Origin of the sequence: Aeromonas sp. 102P (assembly GCF_051920345.1) — a bacterium.
GTDB lineage: Bacteria > Pseudomonadota > Gammaproteobacteria > Enterobacterales > Aeromonadaceae > Aeromonas > Aeromonas veronii.
Genome location: NZ_JBQBCZ010000001.1, coordinates 3,586,715 through 3,604,545 on the forward strand (window position 1 = coordinate 3,586,715; position 17,831 = coordinate 3,604,545).

At 58.6% G+C, this 17,831-nt stretch carries 14 protein-coding genes; 12 read left to right on the forward strand and 2 right to left on the reverse strand.

Annotated elements, in window-relative coordinates; translation table 11 throughout:
- Position 1 precedes the first annotated feature (1 nt).
- Positions 2–1,480, reverse strand: a complete 1,479-nt coding sequence (gene nagE, locus ACTG1K_RS16710; RefSeq protein ID WP_058056009.1) for an N-acetylglucosamine-specific PTS transporter subunit IIBC — start codon at positions 1,478–1,480, stop codon at positions 2–4.
- A gap of 273 nt (positions 1,481–1,753) precedes the next feature.
- On the opposite strand from nagE, the gene nagB reads away from it, so the two are divergent.
- The 3 genes from nagB to nagC are packed head-to-tail and all read left to right on the forward strand — an operon-like array spanning position 1,754 to position 4,928.
- Entirely contained in the window at positions 1,754–2,554 is an 801-nt protein-coding gene (gene nagB, locus ACTG1K_RS16715) for a glucosamine-6-phosphate deaminase (protein WP_005334308.1), read from the forward strand.
- A gap of 9 nt (positions 2,555–2,563) precedes the next feature.
- Entirely contained in the window at positions 2,564–3,709 is a 1,146-nt protein-coding gene (gene nagA, locus ACTG1K_RS16720) for an N-acetylglucosamine-6-phosphate deacetylase (RefSeq protein ID WP_040066105.1), read from the forward strand.
- A 4-nt stretch (positions 3,710–3,713) separates the two neighbouring features.
- Entirely contained in the window at positions 3,714–4,928 is a 1,215-nt protein-coding gene (nagC, locus tag ACTG1K_RS16725) for a DNA-binding transcriptional regulator NagC (protein WP_120415258.1), read from the forward strand.
- Positions 4,929–4,999: 71 nt separating this feature from the next.
- Here nagC and ACTG1K_RS16730 read toward each other — a convergent pair whose 3' ends face one another.
- Entirely contained in the window at positions 5,000–6,616 is a 1,617-nt protein-coding gene (locus ACTG1K_RS16730) for a phosphoethanolamine transferase (RefSeq protein WP_440006083.1), read from the reverse strand.
- A gap of 230 nt (positions 6,617–6,846) precedes the next feature.
- On the opposite strand from ACTG1K_RS16730, the gene ACTG1K_RS16735 reads away from it, so the two are divergent.
- The 9 genes from ACTG1K_RS16735 (at position 6,847) to ACTG1K_RS16775 (ending at position 17,789) form a co-directional block, all read left to right on the forward strand.
- Positions 6,847–8,082 (forward strand): HD-GYP domain-containing protein, encoded by a 1,236-nt coding sequence (locus ACTG1K_RS16735; protein WP_031227798.1) that lies wholly within the window; start codon positions 6,847–6,849, stop codon positions 8,080–8,082.
- Between the two features lie 353 nt (positions 8,083–8,435).
- Positions 8,436–10,106 carry a LytS/YhcK type 5TM receptor domain-containing protein gene (locus ACTG1K_RS16740; protein WP_376896152.1) on the forward strand — a complete coding sequence of 557 codons (1,671 nt, stop codon included), beginning with the start codon at positions 8,436–8,438 and terminating at the stop codon, positions 10,104–10,106.
- Positions 10,103–10,807, forward strand: a complete 705-nt coding sequence (btsR, locus tag ACTG1K_RS16745; protein WP_164537186.1) for a two-component system response regulator BtsR — start codon at positions 10,103–10,105, stop codon at positions 10,805–10,807. The genes ACTG1K_RS16740 and btsR overlap by 4 nt, the downstream gene beginning before the upstream one ends.
- 140 nt (positions 10,808–10,947) lie before the next feature.
- Positions 10,948–12,369, forward strand: coding sequence for a carbon starvation CstA family protein (locus ACTG1K_RS16750; RefSeq protein ID WP_376896150.1), 1,422 nt, complete (start codon positions 10,948–10,950; stop codon positions 12,367–12,369).
- Between the two features lie 222 nt (positions 12,370–12,591).
- Positions 12,592–12,930: a DUF3302 domain-containing protein gene (locus ACTG1K_RS16755; protein WP_005337862.1), complete on the forward strand. Its 339-nt coding sequence runs from the start codon at positions 12,592–12,594 to the stop codon at positions 12,928–12,930.
- Positions 12,931–12,933: 3 nt separating this feature from the next.
- Positions 12,934–13,971: an HlyD family secretion protein gene (locus ACTG1K_RS16760; protein ID WP_064336863.1), complete on the forward strand. Its 1,038-nt coding sequence runs from the start codon at positions 12,934–12,936 to the stop codon at positions 13,969–13,971.
- A 114-nt stretch (positions 13,972–14,085) separates the two neighbouring features.
- On the forward strand, positions 14,086–15,846 hold the full coding sequence (locus ACTG1K_RS16765) for a DEAD/DEAH box helicase (protein WP_101530967.1): 1,761 nt from the start codon (positions 14,086–14,088) through the stop codon (positions 15,844–15,846).
- A gap of 112 nt (positions 15,847–15,958) precedes the next feature.
- Positions 15,959–17,398 carry a D-alanyl-D-alanine carboxypeptidase/D-alanyl-D-alanine endopeptidase gene (dacB, locus tag ACTG1K_RS16770; protein ID WP_005350510.1) on the forward strand — a complete coding sequence of 480 codons (1,440 nt, stop codon included), beginning with the start codon at positions 15,959–15,961 and terminating at the stop codon, positions 17,396–17,398.
- A 94-nt stretch (positions 17,399–17,492) separates the two neighbouring features.
- Positions 17,493–17,789: a GrxA family glutaredoxin gene (locus ACTG1K_RS16775; protein WP_223849348.1), complete on the forward strand. Its 297-nt coding sequence runs from the start codon at positions 17,493–17,495 to the stop codon at positions 17,787–17,789.
- Positions 17,790–17,831 lie beyond the last annotated feature (42 nt).

Consider the following 17,831-nt stretch of genomic DNA (forward strand, 5'->3'; position numbering starts at 1 on the left):
ATTAACGCAGGGCTTTCATCTCACCGGCGATGATTTCGGCCAATGGGCCCAGAATCACCTGCAGGTTCTGCTCACCGAGTTTGACCACACCGGCCGCACCCAGGGCTTTCAGCTTGCGCTCATCGACGATGCTGCGGTCTTTCAGAGTCAGACGCAGACGGGTGATGCAGGCATCGATGGAGACCAGGTTCTCTTGACCACCCAGCACTTCCAGGTATTGCTTGGCCAGCTCGGTACGGTTGGTAGATTGAGCGGCAGCCGGAGCACTCTCTTCGTCATCTTCACGACCCGGGGTTTTCAGGTTCAGCTTGGCAATCACTACGCGGAACACGGTGTAGTAGAGGCCGAAGAAGACCAGACCCTGAGGGATCAGCATGTACCAGTTGGTCGCCAGCGGGTTACGGCTGGAGAGCACCATATCCACCAGACCGGCACTGAAACCGAAACCGGCCATCCACTGCATGGAGGCAGCGATGAACACGGAGATACCGGTCAGTACGGCGTGGATGACATACAGTACCGGCGCCACGAACATGAAGGAGAACTCGAGCGGCTCGGTAACACCGGTGAAGAAGGAGGCAAAGGCAGCTGCGATCATGATGGAAGCAACTTTCTCTTTGTTCTCTTTCTTGGCGGAGTGGTAGATGGCCAGAGCGGCACCCGGCAGACCGAACATCATGATGGGGAAGAAGCCAGCCTGGTACATACCGACCACGCCTTTCACCTGATCCAGGCTCTTGCCAGCGGCCAGAGCGGCATCGATGGTAGCCTGACCACCCAGGAAGTTCGGGATGTCGTTGATACCGGCAACGTTGAACCAGAACACGGAGTTCAGGGCGTGGTGCAGACCGATCGGGATCAGCAGACGGTTGAAGAAGGCGTAGATACCGGCACCGGTAGAGCCCAAGCTCACGATGGACTCACCGAAGGAGACCAGACCACCGTAGATTGCCGGCCATACGGCCATCAGGATGAAGGATACAACGATCATCACCACGGAGGTTACGATCGGTACCAGACGACGACCGGAGAAGAAGGAGAGTGCCTTGTGCAGCTCAACGCTGCTGAAGCGGTTGTACAGCTCAGCGGCGATAACACCACACAGGATACCCACGAACTGGTTGCTGATCTTGGCAAACGCGGCAGGAACCTGCTCCACCGGGATGCTCTTGATCTGGGCCACAGCGCCCGGGCTCAGCAGGGTGGTAACGACCAGGAAGCCGACCAGACCTGCCAGAGCAGCAGAACCGTCTTTATCCTTGGACATACCGTAAGCGACACCGACTGCGAACAGTACGGACATGTTATCGATAATGGCTGCGCCCGCCTTAATCAGGAAGGCAGCCAGCGCGCTGTCACCACCCCAACCATTCGGGTCAATCCAGTAGCCAACCCCCATCAGGATCGCTGCGGCAGGCAATACCGCTACCGGCACCATCAGGGCACGGCCGATCTTTTGCAAATAACCGAGAATGTTCACGGTTCCTCTCCTTAGTTAATGTTTTTCTAGAAATTAAGTGCTTATCACGTTTGACGCATAAGCCATCAAGGCTTGATTGGCAGTCTAGGGCTTTTATTTCGCTGCGCAAATTAATAAACCGATAATCGTGATCGTTATCACCCAAACAAGATAAAGGTGGTGGATAGATGTGGCTTAGTTCGCAATCTTTATTTACGCTATAAAACAACTTAAATCCGTCTTAGCCAATTGCCACCGCCAAACCGGTCGCAACCCGACACAGAGGTATCCCATATGCGCCTGATCCCGTTGAAATCTGCCAGCCAAGTAGGCCTGTGGTCTGCTCGTTACATCGTTGACCGCATCAACGCGTTCAAGCCGACCAGCGATCGCCCTTTCGTACTGGGCCTGCCCACCGGTGGCACCCCGCTCAACACCTACAAGCGCCTGATCGAGTTGCACAAAGCCGGTGAAGTGAGCTTCCAGAATGTGGTCACCTTCAACATGGACGAGTACGTCGGCCTGCCGGAAGATCACCCGGAGAGCTACCACAGCTTCATGCACAACAACTTCTTCAGCCACATCGACATTCGTCCCGAGAACATCAACATCCTCAACGGCAATGCCGAGGATCTGGTGGCCGAGTGCAAGCGCTACGAAGACAAAATCAAGTCCTACGGCAAGATCCACCTGTTCATGGGTGGCGTGGGTAACGACGGCCACATCGCATTCAACGAGCCGGCCTCTTCCCTCTCCTCCCGCACCCGGGTCAAGACCCTGACCGAAGATACCCGTATCGCCAACTCCCGCTTCTTCGGTGGCGACATGGAGCAGGTGCCCAAACTGGCCCTGACCGTGGGTGTCGGCACCCTGATGGATGCGGAAGAGATCATGATCCTGGTCACCGGTCACGGCAAGGCACTGGCCCTGCAGGCCGCCGTGGAAGGCAGCGTCAACCACATGTGGACCATCTCCACCCTGCAACTGCATCCGAAGGGAATGATGGTGTGCGACGAGCCCTCTACCATGGAGCTCAAGGTCAAGACCGTTCGCTACTTCCAGCAACTGGAAGCCGCCAACATCGGCCGTCTGTAAGGAGTCGCCATGTACGCATTGACCAACTGCACCCTCTACACCGGTAGCTGCGTGCTGACCGGCTACGGGGTGCTTATCGAGGGCGACAAGATTGTCGCCATCTCTCACCTGGCCGAACTGCCTGCGGGCATCGAGCAGATTGACCTCAAAGGCGCCAACCTGACCGCCGGTTTTATCGATGTGCAGCTCAACGGCTGTGGCGGGGTGATGTTCAACACAGACATCACGGTCGAGACCCTGGCAACCATGCAGGCGGCCAACCTCAAATCCGGTACCACCAGCTTCCTGCCGACCCTGATCACCAGTCCGGATGCTGATATGAAGCAGGCCGTTGCGGTGACCCGTGACTACATGGCTGCCAACCCCAACGAGGTGCTGGGCGTCCATCTGGAAGGGCCTTACACCAACCTCAAGCGCAAGGGGATCCACCCTGCCGCGCAAATTCGCCAGCCAGCGGACGAAATGATCGACTTCTTCTGTGCCAACGCGGATGCCATCACCAAAATCACCCTGGCTCCAGAGCGCAACGAGCCGGCCCATATCCGCCGTCTGGTGGAAGCGGGCATTCTGGTCTCGGCCGGTCACACTGCCGCCAGTTACGATCAGGCGATGGCCGGGTTCGATAACGGTATTCGCTTTGCGACCCACCTCTACAACGCCATGACTCCGACCCTCAACGGTCGCGAGCCGGGCGTCGTGGGCGCCATCTACGATCGCAAGGATGTCTATGCGGGCATCATCGTCGATGGCCACCATGTGCACTGGGCCAACGTGCGTCTGGCTCACAAGGCGCTGGGGGAGCGACTGGTGCTGGTCACCGATGCCACCGCGGCAGCCGGAGCGCCGGAAGGCTTTGAGAAATTTGATTTTTGTGGCACCACCGTCTTTTTACGCGATGGTCAGTGTGTCGACGAGAATGGTACACTCGGCGGTTCCTCCCTCACCATGATTGAGGGGGTGGAAAATCTGGTCAAGCAGGTCGGATTACCGCTCGATGAAGCACTGAGAATGGCCAGCCTCTACCCCGCTCGCGCCATTGGATGGGACTCACGTCTCGGTAGTATCCAGGTCGGTAAAGTAGCCAACCTCACTGTCTTCGATCAGGACTTCACGGTCCGTGGGACCGTGGTTAACGGACACTACACACAACAGTGACATCATGACTGGCGGACAAATAGCAAACGTAGATCTTATCAAGCAGGTCAACAGTGCAGCCGTGTATCGGCTCATCGACCTGCAAGGCCCCATCTCCCGGGTCAAGATTGCCGAGTTGAGTCAGCTGGCCCCGGCCAGCGTGACCAAAATAACCCGGCAACTGATCGAGCATGGCCTGATCAAGGAGACCTCTCCGCAAGCCTCAACCGGCGGGCGGCGTGCCATCTCCCTGACCACCATCAAACATCGCTTTCAGTTTGTCTCTGCCAAGCTTGGCCGCGGCTACCTGCAACTGAGTCTCTATGACCTCGATGGCAAGGAGCTCGACCAGCACGTCATTCAGGTGACCGAGATCGACCAGCAACCCGTGGTCGACATGCTGCTGCGAGAGATTGGCGCCTTTATCGATGCCAACCGCGAACGTTGTCGCAACCTCATCAGCATCGCGCTGACCATGCCGGGTCTGGTCAACCCGGAATCCGGCATGGTCATCTACACCCCCAAGTACCAGATCCGCAATCTGGGACTGGCGAAGCTGCTTGAGAACCACTTCAACCTCCCCTGCTACGTGGGTAACGACACCCGCTCGCTGGCGCTGGCCGAACACTTCTTCGGCGAGTCCCGCGACTGCATGGACTCCATTTTGGTGAGTGTCCACCAGGGAACGGGCTCCGGGATCATCACCAAGGGTCAGGTGTTCCTCGGTCAGAACCGCAACGTCGGCGAGATCGGCCATATCCAGGTCGAGCCGCTCGGCAAGCGCTGTCACTGCGGCAACTTCGGCTGCCTCGAAACTATCGCCTCCAACGAAGCGATCATCGACAAGGTGAAGGAGCTCATCAGCCGCGGCCACCAGAGCTCGCTTCAGGAGAAGCACATCACCATCCAGGAGGTGTGCAAGGCGGCGCTGGCGGGCGATGAACTGGCCCGCAGCGTGATCGAGAACGTGGGTGAGCATCTGGGACGGGCAGTGGCCATCACGGTCAACCTGTTCAACCCGCAGAAGGTGCTGATCGCCGGTGAAATCACCGCCGCCGAAGAGATCCTCTTCCCGGCCATCCGTCGCTGTGTCGAGCATCAATCCCTGCCGAGCTTCCACCGTGGCCTGCCTATTGTGAAAGCCCGCTTCCAGAACCAGCCAACCTATGGCGGCTTTGCACTGGTCAAGCGCGCCCTGCTGGAAGGGGATCTGCTGCAGATCATCATGGAGCAGAAGTAAGACACTGATCTTGCGAGATAACAAAACGGCAGCCACTGGCTGCCGTTTTCTATTGTGTGCTTGCTGGCGGTTTAGCCCGCCCGACACGGCTTGAACAGATCCAGCTTGTTGTCGTAAACACTCGTCTGCACATCCATGATCCCCAGCATGGAGTGAAACAAATTATCGTGGGAGAAACGCTGGCTGCTCGCCTCCGCCGCCAGGCAACCCATATCAAGCTGGCGATCGGCCTGTAACTGAGGCGAGAACCAGGTCAGCAACGGCACCCGGGTCTGATCATCCGGCGCAAACTTGTAGGGCGTGCCGTGCAGATAGAGCCCCATGGCCCCGAGGGATTCGCCGTGATCGGAGAGATAGACCAGTCCCACATCATACTGGCTCTCCAGCGACTTGAGCTTGTCTATCAGCAGCCCCACCACCTTGTCGGTGTAGCGGATGGTGTTGTCATAGGTGTTGACCAGCTCTTCGTTGCTGCAGTTTTCAATGTCGCTGCGCGGACAGTCCGGCATAAAGACGCGCTCGCTGGCAGGGTAACGACGAAAATAGGTCGGGCCATGGCTGCCCATCAGGTGAAAAGCCACCAGCTTGTTGCCCTTCATGCCGGCAATCTGCTGATCCAGCCCCTCCAGCAGCACCTCGTCATAGCAAGACTCCCCCTGACAGAGCGCAGGATAGGATTTGGGGAGGATCTCGATGGTCGGCACATTGCGGCACACCCCTTTGCAACCGCCATCGTTCTCTTTCCACAACACCGAGACTCCGGCATGTTGCAGCACATCGAGCAGGCCGTCACGGGAGCTGGCAAGCTGGTCATCGTAGCCGCGGCGCGTGAGGTTGGAGAACATGCAGGGCACCGAAACCGCAGTGGCCGTGCCGCAGGAGCGAACATCTTTGAACGACACCACCCCCTGCTCTTTTGCCGTAAAGCTGTTGGTCGCCTTGCCATACCCGTTAAGGGAGTAGTTCTGGCTGCGCGCCGTCTCCCCCACTACCAGGAACATCAAAGTCGGCTTGCTTCCCCGTGCCACCACCCTGGCATCTGTCCCCAGATGCTGGTAGGGGATCGGCGTGGCAAACAGCACATCCCGCCCATATTTGTAGAGGCCGTGCACATAGTTGGCAGGCACAATCTCTTTGGCCAGAGACTTGTTGTTGCGCCCGACCGAGGCGTAATCCTGATAGTAAAGTGACGCGACGCCCCCGATAAACAGCAGAGAGATAGCCAGTGCACCAGCCCGCAACGCCAACCCCTGATACCAGCGAGCCGGATAGTGGATCCGCAGTGACCAGAGCACCAGAACAGGCAGCAGCCCAGTCAGCAGAAACCAGAGCGCAACCGAGCCATTCAAATAGGCCCCCGCCTCACCACTGTTGGTCTCCACTATGTTCTGGATCATGCCAGCATCAAAGATGACGCCGTATTTGAGCATGGCGTAGCTGACGATGGAGCCAGTCAGAATGAGCACGGTAAAAAAGGGCTTGAGCACAAACCGGAACGTGAAGGGAATAAACACGGCATTGAGCGCCGCGATCAGCACCAGCGGGATCGAGATGGCAAATCCGGCTTTGACATGGGTCAGGGCGCTGAGCACCGTATAGAAATGCAAAAAGATTGGCCAATTCAGTACCAGGGCGAAAAAGAGTACCAGCAACAGATTGGTCTGCAGTACACCGAGAGTTACACGCATAAACAACTCCTACATACCGGCCTGCAGTGCAGCGGGCCGGCCAAGCCAACAAAAACGACGGGGCCAGCGTAGGAAGTAAAACTTAAGCGCGAATTAAGAGGAGAAGCATGGCGCTCGTGCGCCCCATCACAGCAGGGGGTGTTCCGTGGCCCCGAAATGGATTTTTAGTTGTCTATCCATCGGATTTTGCTAGCTTGTTGAGTAGGCATTCACGAAATGCAGGTTAACCGATGGCACTGATCCAAGCCTCGATAGAGCAATTGAGAGTAGGCCACTATATCCATCTCCCCACGGGATGGACCAACCACCCGTTTATGTTCAATACCTTCAAGATCAAGGATCAGCAGCAACTCGACATTCTCCGTCATCTTGATCTCACCCTGCTGATGGTCGACCCCGACAAGAGCGATCTGCCCATCGAGCCACTGCTGCGCGGCGATATCCCGGATGCCGGGCCTGATCTTGATGAACTGGAAGAGCTGATTGCCTCGGGCCCGCCCCCCTTTGATGAGAAAGCCTTTCGCCGCTCCATGCGCGCCGCCGACAAAGCCTTTGGCCAATCCATGAGCGAGCTGCGTGATGCACTCGGGGCACTCAACCTCAAACCGGATGAAGGGCTGGCCAATACAGCCCAGATCGTCCGCAATGCCGCCTTCACCCTCAGTCAGCATGAAGGGCCTCTCGGGCTCCACCTTATTCGCAGCCCCCACACCGATATCCTGCTGCAACACAGCCTCAATGTGGCTTTTATTGCCATGCTGATGGCGCGCGAGCTGGGGATGAATCCCATCGAACTGGAAGAGACGGGGCTTGCGGGACTTATCCACGATATCGGTGAACTGAAGATCCCGAGCCAGATCACCCAAAAACGCGGGGATCTCAGCAAGGCCGAGCAGAACTTCCTCAATATGCATCCCCAGTACGGGCTGGAGATGCTGACCCAGCTCAACGCCTTTGAACCGAAAATCCGTCAGGTCGCCCATCTGCACCACGAGCGGCTCGACGGCAGCGGTTATCCGCTCGGGATCAAGGGCGGGGAGATCCCGCCGCTGGCGCGGTTGATCGGGCTGGTCGACTTCTACGACGAGCTGCTCCATCCCCGCAACAGCGGTAACCCGGCCGCGCCGAGTCAGGCCATCAGCCAGCTCTACAAGTTATCCCAGAAGAAGTTCGACCAGAATCTGGTCAAGTTGCTGGTCAAGGTGCTGGGGGTCTATCCACCAGGATCACTGGTGAAACTCTCGGACGAGAGCATTGCGTTGGTGCTCTCTACCGAACCCACCATGCCCCTCAAGCCGAAGATCCTGCCCTATATCAAGGCCCAGCGGCCGGAAGCCGTCGCCATGATCGATCTGCGGGAAGATGAACGCACAATCACTGCTTTTATCAAACAGGAAGAGCTGGATGAGGGACAACGGCAGTTCTTCAACCTGACCCGACGCTTCTGCTACTACTTTGCATTCTGAGTTATCCCCAGAAGCTGGGGATAACTCATTGGACAAACCGGAATAATTGCTCAAACCCCCATCAGAAGGTTGCCAACTGACCATGTATAAAAAACGCCCAGCCAAGGGGCCGGGCGGAGCATGCCACCTCCGTGTGGCGTATCCAGCGGATACATTCATGCTCCATCCATCAATATCAACCCGCTGCCGCTTACACAAATATCAATTTAACATGCTGATTTAATATGGTTTTATCCACTTGTTCTGGCAAACTGACGGCCCGTTGCGCCCAGTTGGGCCAACAGAACAAGATCCTGATCACACTTATTCACGGGCTGGCTATTTTTTCAGCTGGCTTATGAGGAGCGTTTTTTATGCAGTTGGTCCTCTCCTTGCTGCAACAGATGAGCGTCAGCCTGGTGATCGCCTATCTCTTCTCGAAAAGCCCGCTGCTGCGCCCGCTTGCCAACTATTCCGTGAGACTACCTCACAAGATACTGATATACATCATCTTTTCCAGCTTTTGTATCCTCGGCACCTATGTGGGCCTCGATATCGACGATGCCATCGCCAACACCCGGGCGGTCGGCGCCGTCTTGGGGGGATTATTGGGGGGGCCGCTGGTGGGCTTTCTGGTGGGGCTGACCGGCGGCCTGCACCGCTATACGCTGGGGGGATTTACCGATCTCGCCTGCGCCATCTCCACCACCTGCGAGGGGTTGCTCGGGGGCATAGTGCACTGGAGACTGATGCGCTCGGGGCGAACGGATGCCCTGTTTGAACCACGTATAGCCTTCTTTACCACCCTCTACGCCGAGATCATGCAGATGGTTATCATCCTGCTGGTGGCGACCCCGTTCGACAAATCCCTGCTGCTGGTGCGCACCATCGCCACCCCGATGATTCTGGCCAACTCCTGCGGCGCGGCGCTCTTTATCAGCATGATCCGCGACCAGCAGCGGATGTATGAGAAGTTCTCCCGGGTCTTCTCCGCCAAGGCGCTCAATATTGCCAACCGCACAGTGGGGATCATGAGTCAGGGCTTTACCCCGGAGGCGAGCAACAAGATTGCCCGCATCATTCAGGAGGAAACCGGCGTGGGGGCGGTCGCCATCACGGACACCGAGCAGATCCTCGCCTTTATCGGCACCGGCGAAGATCACCATCTGCCGGGTACCCCCATCACGTCAGCCATCACCATGCAGGCCATCGCCCAGAACAAGGTGCTGTTTGCCGATGGCAACAGCCAGCCCTATCGCTGCAGCCTTTCACCCGCTTGCCAACTGGGCTCGGTGCTGGTGATCCCGCTGCAGGGGGACAAGGGAGTGATCGGCACCATCAAGCTCTACGAGCCAAAGAAGCGGCTGTTTCTCAAGATCAACCACACCCTGGGGGAAGGGATTGCCAACCTGCTGTCACAGCAATTGCTGGCCGGTCGGCTGGAGCAACATCAGCGGCTGCTGGTACAGTCCGAACTGAAACTTATCCAGGCCCAGATCAACCCCCACTTTCTGTTCAACACCCTCAACACCATCAGTGCCATCACCCGGCGCGATCCGGACAAGGCGCGGGTTCTGCTGCTGCATCTGTCGCTGTTCTTTCGCAAGAACCTCAAACGCCAGAGCGGCCTTGCGACCCTGCTGGAGGAGCAGGAGCACTGCCAATCCTATCTGGAGATCGAGCTGGCCCGCTTTGGCGATCGGCTGACGGTGATAAACGAAATCCCGCCCCATCTGGCCACACTGCGACTGCCCAGCTTCACCCTGCAACCGCTGATCGAGAATGCCATCAAGCACGGCATCTCGACTCTGCTGGAGCAGGGGCGCATTCGCCTCTGGACCGAAGAGCATCCCACCTGCGTCACCATCCATGTGGAAGATAATGCAGGCACTTGGCAAGCGCATCCCGCTGGCGACGGTCTGGGCATGACCATTGTCGATCGGCGACTGAAAAGCACCTTTGGCGAACGCTATGGTGTGACTATTGCCTGCGAGCCTGAGCAGTGGACCCGGGTCTCGTTCACCATCCCCAAGGAGCAACCATGATCCGCACCCTGATTGTCGATGACGAACACTACGCCCGCGAAGAGCTGAGGCAGCAGCTGGCCAGCGATCCTGCCATCGAGATCGTGGGGGAAGCGGCCAACGCTATCGAGGCGCTGCCGCTTATTCAGCGCCTCAAGCCCGACGTGGTGTTCCTCGATATCCAGATGCCCAAGCTGAGCGGCATGGAGCTGGTCGCCATGCTCGACCCCCTGCCCCGCATCGTCTTTGTCACCGCCTTTGACGAATATGCCATTCAGGCCTTTGAAGAGAACGCCTTCGACTACCTGCTCAAGCCGGTGGAGCCTGCCCGGCTCGCCAAGACGCTGGCTCGCCTCAAGCAGGATATCTCCCCGCAGCCCATCGAGCGGCTGGCCCCCACCATCGAACACATTCCGGGCTATCTGCACAATCGGGTCAGGCTGCTGCCCATCGCGCAGGTGGAGTATGCCTTCTCCGATCTGGGCGGGGTCCATGTGGCCTGCCAGGGCGAGCTGTTCCACACCCAGCTCACCCTCAAATCGCTGGAGGAGAAGAGCCCGCTGCTGCGCTGCCACCGCCAGTATCTGGTCTCCCCCAACGCCATCTTCGAGATCCGGCTGCTGGATAACCAGCTGGCAGAGATTGTCACCCCGAGCGGCGCCCGGGTGCCGGTCAGTCGTCGCTATCTCAAGGAGCTCAAAGATCAGCTGGGGCTGGACTGAGCCGCGGAGTGTGCGCCTGATCACAGCCGCCGACCGTTCGGCGCGTCAAAGCGCCGCTCGGGGAGTTTAACCTGCCAGCCAGGCGCAACCGTTTTAGACTCGCTCTGCACACTAAAAAATAACAATGCAGGAGCGTAGCAATGATCTGGTTCTTCCTCTGTGTCGGCTTACTTGTGGCCGGCTACTTCATATACGGCAAATTCATCGAACGGATATTCAGCCCGAAACCCGAGCTGAAAACCCCCGCCATCACCATGGCTGACGGGGTGGACTATGTCCCGATGTCGGACAAGAAAGTCTATCTGGTTCAACTGCTCAACATCGCTGGCGTCGGCCCCATCTTCGGCCCCATCCTGGGTGCCCTCTACGGCCCGGTCGCCATGCTCTGGATCGTCTTTGGCTGCATCTTCGCCGGTGCGGTACATGACTACTTCTCCGGCATGCTGTCGGTGCGCGCCAAGGGTGCCTCGGTGCCAACCGTGGTCGGTGAGCATCTGGGCACCGCCGCCAAGCACTTCATGAACCTGTTTGCCGTGGTGCTGCTGATGCTGGTGGGCGTGGTATTCGTGCTGAGCCCGGCAGGGCTGCTCGCCAACCTCACCTCCACCGATCTGGTCTACTGGATTGTGGCGATTTTTGCTTACTACATCCTCGCGACCATAGTCCCCATCGACAAGATCATCGGCCGCTTCTACCCCATCTTCGGCGCCCTGCTGGTCTTCATGTCGGTCGGCCTCATCGTTGGCCTGATCGCCTCCGGCAAAGGCTTCTACAACACCGGGATGGACTTCTCCAACCTGCACCCGACCGAGCTGCCGCTCTGGCCGCTGCTGTTCATCACCATCGCCTGTGGCGCGGTATCAGGCTTCCACGCCACCCAGTCACCACTGATGGCGCGCTGCATGCAGAACGAAAAATCCGGCCGTTTCATCTTCTACGGTGCAATGATCGGTGAAGGGATCATCGCCCTGATCTGGTGCACCCTGGGTCTCTCCTTCTACGACAGCACCGAAGCGCTCAACGCTACTATAGCCAACGGCGGCCCGGCAGCCGTGGTACACGAAGTCTCCACCAGCCTGCTCGGCACCGTGGGCGGCATTCTGGCCATCCTCGGCGTGGTGATCCTGCCCATCACCTCTGGTGACACCGCGTTTCGCAGTGCTCGCCTGATCGTGGCGGACTTCCTGAAGATGACCCAGAAGCCGCTGGCCAAGCGTCTGCTGATCGCCATCCCCATGTTTATCCTTGGCTTCATCATCTCCAAGGCTGAGTTCGGGGTGATCTGGCGCTACTTCGGCTGGGCCAACCAGACCACCGCCGTCATCATGTTGTGGGCTGCGGCTGCCTACCTTATCAAAGAGGGCAAGCTGCACTGGATCTGCACCATTCCCGCCATGTTCATGACCGCTGTGGTGATCACCTATCTGGCCAACGCCCCCATCGGGTTCGGGCTGGAGATGGGGACCTCCACCATCATCGGCCTGACTGCAACGGCGGCCATTACCGTGGCCTTCCTGATGAAGTTCCGCCAGCCGCTGGTCAGCAGTACCAGCGAAGGGTAAAAACAGCAAAAAATGCAGCGAAAGCAGCACAAAAAGGCGCCTGATGGCGCCTTTTTTAATGACAAAAAGACTAATAAGACAACTATTGGACGGCTTCAGCTTCAATACAGCGAATAGCTTTAAGATTCCGGGCTAACTGACGATAAATGTGTGATTCTTAATTGCTTTAGTGCTTGTTGGAACCAATGATTAAGCTGTGCGTCATGCCAGTGGAGGTTATAAATGGCCCTTGATTATTTTGCACTTGGTCTGCTCGTCTTTGTCGGGCTGGTCATTTTTTATGGAGTCATCGTTATCCACGATATTCCTTACGAGATTGCCAAACATCGGAATCACCCTCATCAGGATGCCATTCACGTGGCAGGTTGGGTCAGCCTGTTTACCCTGCATGTGCTGTGGCCCTTCCTCTGGATCTGGGCAACCATCTATCGCCCCGATCGCGGCTGGGGCTTTAGCCAGCGGCTGCAAAAAGATGAAGAGGAGCTGGCGGCCCTCAAGCAGGAGTTGGCGGATCTGAAGAGCCGTATCAACACTATCGAACAGAGTGAGCAACAGGGATAAACCATGGACCTGCTACTGATCCTGACCTACACGGCGCTGTGTGTCGCCATATTCAAAATCTTCCGCATCCCGCTCAACAAGTGGACCGTCCCCACCGCAGCACTGGGTGGCGTGCTGCTCATCGGCACCCTGATCATGCTGATGAACTACAACCATCCCTACTCCGAGATGGCGCGCAACTACTACGTCTCCACCCCCATAGTGCCGCTGGTCAAGGGCCGGGTCGTTGAGGTGCCGGTACAAGCCAACCAGCCGGTGAAAAAAGGCGACGTGCTGTTTCGCCTTGATGATGAGCCGTTCCGTCTGAAAGTGGATAGCCTCACCGCACGGGTCGAATCCAACCGCGAGCACCTCAAGTCCATTGAGGCAAGACTGCGCTCCGCCAGGCTGGATCGGGATCGTGCCAGCGACCTGATGCGCCGTGGCGTGGGCAAGCAGCGCGACCTCGACGTCACCCAGGCCAACGTGGATGACATCGTGGCCCAGATTGACCAGCAGAAAGCCACCCTGAACGATCTGCAAGCCCAGCTGATGGAAGCCAAGTACCAGCAGTCCCAAACCGTGGTCTATGCCCCGAGCGATGGTCATGTGGTGCAGCTGGCCCTGCGCCCCGGAATGATCGCCACCCCCTTCATGTATCGTCCGGTGATGACCTTCATCCACAAGGATGACACTGCCTACGTCGGCTGGTTCTGGCAGAACAGCATGCAGCGACTGGCGGTGGGTGATGAGGCCGAAGTGGTGATCGATGGCGTACCCGGCAAAATCTTCAAAGGCAAGGTGACAGCCGTGGTTCCGGCCATTGCCGCCGGTAACGTGCAGGCTAACGCCGGTCTGCTGGATCAGACCACGGCGGTGCGTCCGGGTCGCCTGCCGGTAGTCATCTCCATTACCGACCCCGAGTGGGCCAAGTATCAGGTAATAGCAGGCTCCAGCGGGCAGGCTGCCATCTATACCCACTACTTCCACCATGTATCTGTGATGCGCAAAGTACTGCTGCGCATGGCAAGCTGGATGAACTACATCTTCCCGTTCCATTGATCAGCAACCAAGCACCCTGCGGGTCGGCATCATGCCGGCCCGCTGTTTTTGTGGCGGCAAGCACCCTATAATGGCGCCACCCTGCGCCGCTCCATGCCCAAACGCCACGCCCTCATGTTCGTTCTCAGACCCTATCAGACCGACGCCGTCAACGCCGTGATCAACCACTTTCGCAAACACCCGGATCCCGCCGTGGTGGTGCTGCCCACCGGGGCAGGCAAGAGTCTGGTGATCGCCGAGCTGGCCCGCAAAGCGCGCGGCCGGGTGCTGGTGCTGGCCCACGTCAAGGAGCTGGTGGAGCAGAACCATGCCAAGTACGAGGCGTGGGGGCTCAAGGCCGATATCTTCGCTGCCGGTCTGGATCGCAAGGAGGCGAGCGCCCAGGTGGTGTTCGGCTCGGTGCAGTCGGTTGCCCGCAATCTGGATGCCTTTGACGGAGCGTTTTCGCTGCTGATCATCGATGAGTGCCATCGGGTCTCGCTCGATGATGACAGCCAGTACCATCAGGTGATCGACCACCTCAAGGCCGCCAATCCGGCCCTCAAGATCCTCGGTCTCACCGCCACTCCCTATCGGCTCGGGCTGGGCTGGATCTACCGGCGCCACTATCACGGCATGGTCAAGAGCCACGGCGAACGGCTGTTTGGCGACTGCGTGTTCGAGCTGCCCTTGCGTTTTATGGTCAAAAACGGCTACCTGACGCCGCCGCGCATGGTGGATGCCCCCATCGTCCACTACGACTTCAGCAAGCTGGTGGCGAGGGAGAGCGGCCTCTTTAGCGAGGCGGATCTCAACGGCGAGCTCAAGCGTCAGGAGCGGGTTACACCCCATATCCTGAGCCAAGTGCTGGAGTATGCCGCCGACCGGCAAGGGGTGATGATCTTCGCCGCCACCGTCGAACACGCCCGCGAAATTCACGGCCTGCTTGGCGCCAGAGGCCAGCAGGCAGCCCTTATTACCGGCGAAACGCCGGGGCCGGAGCGCGATGCCCTCATCAACGCCTTCAAGGCGCGCGAGCTCAAGTTTCTGGTCAACGTGGCGGTGCTCACCACCGGTTTCGATGCCCCTCATGTCGATCTTATCGTGATGCTCAGACCTACCGAGTCGGTCTCCCTCTATCAGCAGATCGTCGGGCGGGGCCTGCGCCTCTCGCCAGGCAAGGAGGATTGTCTGGTACTCGACTATGCGGGCAACAACTTCAACCTGTTCGCCCCCGAAGTGGGGGAACCTCGCCCCCACGCCGGTACCGAGCCGGTGCAGGTGCCCTGCCCCGCCTGCGGCTTTGCCAACACCTTCTGGGGCAAGACCGATGAGGATGGCAAGGTGATCGAGCACTACGGTCGCCGCTGTCAGGGGCTGTTTGAAGATGACGAGGGCAACCGCGAAGAGTGTGACTACCGCTTTCGCGCCAAGATCTGCCCCAGCTGCGGTGCGGAGAACGACATCGCCGCCCGCCGCTGCCAGAGCTGCGATCAGCTGCTGGTGGACCCTGACGACAAGCTCAAAGAGGCGCTCAATCTCAAGGATTGCATGGTGATCCGCTGCGCCGGGCTCACCTTCACCGCAGGGCGCGGCAAACAGGGGGATCGGCTGGAGGTGATCTATCACGATGAGGATGGTCTCACCCTCAATGAGTACTTCGGATTTCACTCCCCGGGCGCACGGCGCTTGTTTCAACAGCACTTTGTGCGTCATCATTGGCCCGCCCCGGGGCTGGAGCCCGAATTTGCCACCCTGGCGAGCGTGCTGGCCGCGCAAAGCCAGTTCCGTCATCCGGATTTTGTTATCGCCCGCAAATCGGGTCGCTTCTGGCAGATAAAAGAGAAAATTTTTGATTATGAGGGTCGCTATCGTACCGCCAACTCGATGACATGATGGCGACCGGCATACATGGCATGAATTGCGTTATCCCGTCGATCCCGCATCGGCTGGTTGAATTATCAGGGTCGGCACCACTGCCGGGCCCTTCGTCACGTTAGAGGATGTTATGCAGCGGCTGTTGATTGGTTTTTGTGCTCTCTTTTCTTCTCTGGCGGCTCATGCCGCCCCGCTGACGCCCCCTCAGGGTGGCCAGTACGCCATCATGGTGCAGGGCAATAACGGCGTCGAGTTCGCCCGCCACGCGGATCAGATGATCGCCCCCGCCTCCACCATGAAGGTGCTCACTGCGCTGGCAGCCCGCCTCGAGCTGGGTGCCGATTTCCGCTTCGCCACTGACATTCAGGCCCAACCCGGTGCCAAACAGGGTGACACCATCAACGGCGATATCTGGATCAACTTCGTCGGCGACCCCACCCTCTCCCGCATGGATCTGCTGGCCCTGTTCAAACAGCTCGGCGTCACCAGCATCAAGGGCAATGTCTACGTCAACACCGGCGCCTACAACGGCTACGAGCGCGGCAACGGCTGGTCGTGGGGGGATCAGACCCTCTGCTTCGCAGCGCCCGTCTCCTCGGTCATCATCGACAAGAACTGCGCCTACGGCACCATCACTGCCACCCAGATTGGCAAACCGGCGGTGGGCAACGTGGCCACCGGCGTCCCCATCGGCATCGGTGCCGACAACGTGGAAGTGATGAGCTATGGCGATATGGCGCGCCAGTTCTGCGCACTGGAAGTGGACATGGCCAAGGGCAACTTCTACGAGCTCAAGGGCTGCATTACTCCGAACAAGGAGCCGCAGGGACTGCGTTTCGCCATCCACGACGTGGAAGCCTGGGGTTGGGACAACATCCGCTGGGCGATGAACCGTGCCGGTATCAAGCATGATGGCCTGCTGCGGGTCACCCACAAGGCCCCGGAAGGGGCAGAGACCCTCGGCACCCACTACTCGGTCTCCCTGCCGGTAATGCTCGCCAAGATGCTGAAGAAATCGGACAACCTCTATGCCGATACCTTCCTCAAAACCGTGGGCCGTCACTACTACAACAAGCCGGGCAGCTATCGCAGCGGCACCATGGCGGTGCGCGCCATCCTGACCAAGAACGGTATCGATCTGGGCAATGCCACCCTGGCTGACGGCTCCGGTCTCTCCGCTCACAATCTCATCAGCGCCCGTCAGATGATGTCGGTGCTGAACTTCATCCAGAAAAATGATGCCGAACTTGGCCTCATCAAGCTGCTGCCGAGCTCTCAGGTGGATGGCACCCTGGCGTGGCGCCGCAGCGTCACCGCACCCATGATGAAGAACAAGGTGCACGCCAAGACAGGGACCATCACCGGCACCTCCAATCTGGTGGGCTTCATCGACACGGCAGGCGGCCAGCGCAAGGCGTTCGTGATGTTCCAGCGTGGCCTGTCCCAAGATCCGGCCACCCATGAGCGCTACCGTGCCAGCAAGGCGCCGTGGCCCTGGACCGTATTCGAGAAGGGGGTGCTGGAGAGCATCTATCAGCAGCAGCCGATCCAGATCGCCGATGAGAGCTGAGCCAATAGGCCCACTCGAATCAGGGTATCGATAATTTCGGCTTCAAGTCGCCACGAGGCAGGGCTATGCTGTTGCCTGCCTCATATCAACGGCCATACATAAACGGCTTAAAAAACGGAGAGAAAATATGTTTGCAGTGATTTTTGGTCGCCCGGGTTGCCCCTACTGTGTCCGTGCCGTACAGATCGCCGAGCAGCTGACCGAACAGCGCGATGACTTCAAATTCCGCTACGTGGATATCCATGCCGAAGGCATCACCAAAGAAGATCTGGCCAAGAGCGCCGGCAAGCCGGTCAATACCGTGCCGCAGATCTTCCTGGATGAGCAGCACATCGGTGGCTGCACCGATTTCGAAGCCTACGCCAAAGCGAATCTGGGTCTCTACCAGTAATGCCAGCGGGTCATCCCGAGCGGGTTGACCGCCAGATCGTAT

Coding starts and splice junctions, on each gene's coding strand:
- nagC (WP_120415258.1), top strand. CDS start 3,714: ATGACTGGCGGACAAATAGCAAACGTAGATCTTATCAAGCAGGTCAAC.
- ACTG1K_RS16760 (WP_064336863.1), top strand. CDS start 12,934: ATGGACCTGCTACTGATCCTGACCTACACGGCGCTGTGTGTCGCCATA.
- nagB (WP_005334308.1), top strand. CDS start 1,754: ATGCGCCTGATCCCGTTGAAATCTGCCAGCCAAGTAGGCCTGTGGTCT.
- ACTG1K_RS16755 (WP_005337862.1), top strand. CDS start 12,592: ATGGCCCTTGATTATTTTGCACTTGGTCTGCTCGTCTTTGTCGGGCTG.
- ACTG1K_RS16750 (WP_376896150.1), top strand. CDS start 10,948: ATGATCTGGTTCTTCCTCTGTGTCGGCTTACTTGTGGCCGGCTACTTC.
- ACTG1K_RS16765 (WP_101530967.1), top strand. CDS start 14,086: ATGTTCGTTCTCAGACCCTATCAGACCGACGCCGTCAACGCCGTGATC.
- ACTG1K_RS16735 (WP_031227798.1), top strand. CDS start 6,847: ATGGCACTGATCCAAGCCTCGATAGAGCAATTGAGAGTAGGCCACTAT.
- nagA (WP_040066105.1), top strand. CDS start 2,564: ATGTACGCATTGACCAACTGCACCCTCTACACCGGTAGCTGCGTGCTG.
- dacB (WP_005350510.1), top strand. CDS start 15,959: ATGCAGCGGCTGTTGATTGGTTTTTGTGCTCTCTTTTCTTCTCTGGCG.
- ACTG1K_RS16730 (WP_440006083.1), bottom strand. CDS start 6,616: ATGCGTGTAACTCTCGGTGTACTGCAGACCAATCTGTTGCTGGTACTC.
- ACTG1K_RS16740 (WP_376896152.1), top strand. CDS start 8,436: ATGCAGTTGGTCCTCTCCTTGCTGCAACAGATGAGCGTCAGCCTGGTG.
- btsR (WP_164537186.1), top strand. CDS start 10,103: ATGATCCGCACCCTGATTGTCGATGACGAACACTACGCCCGCGAAGAG.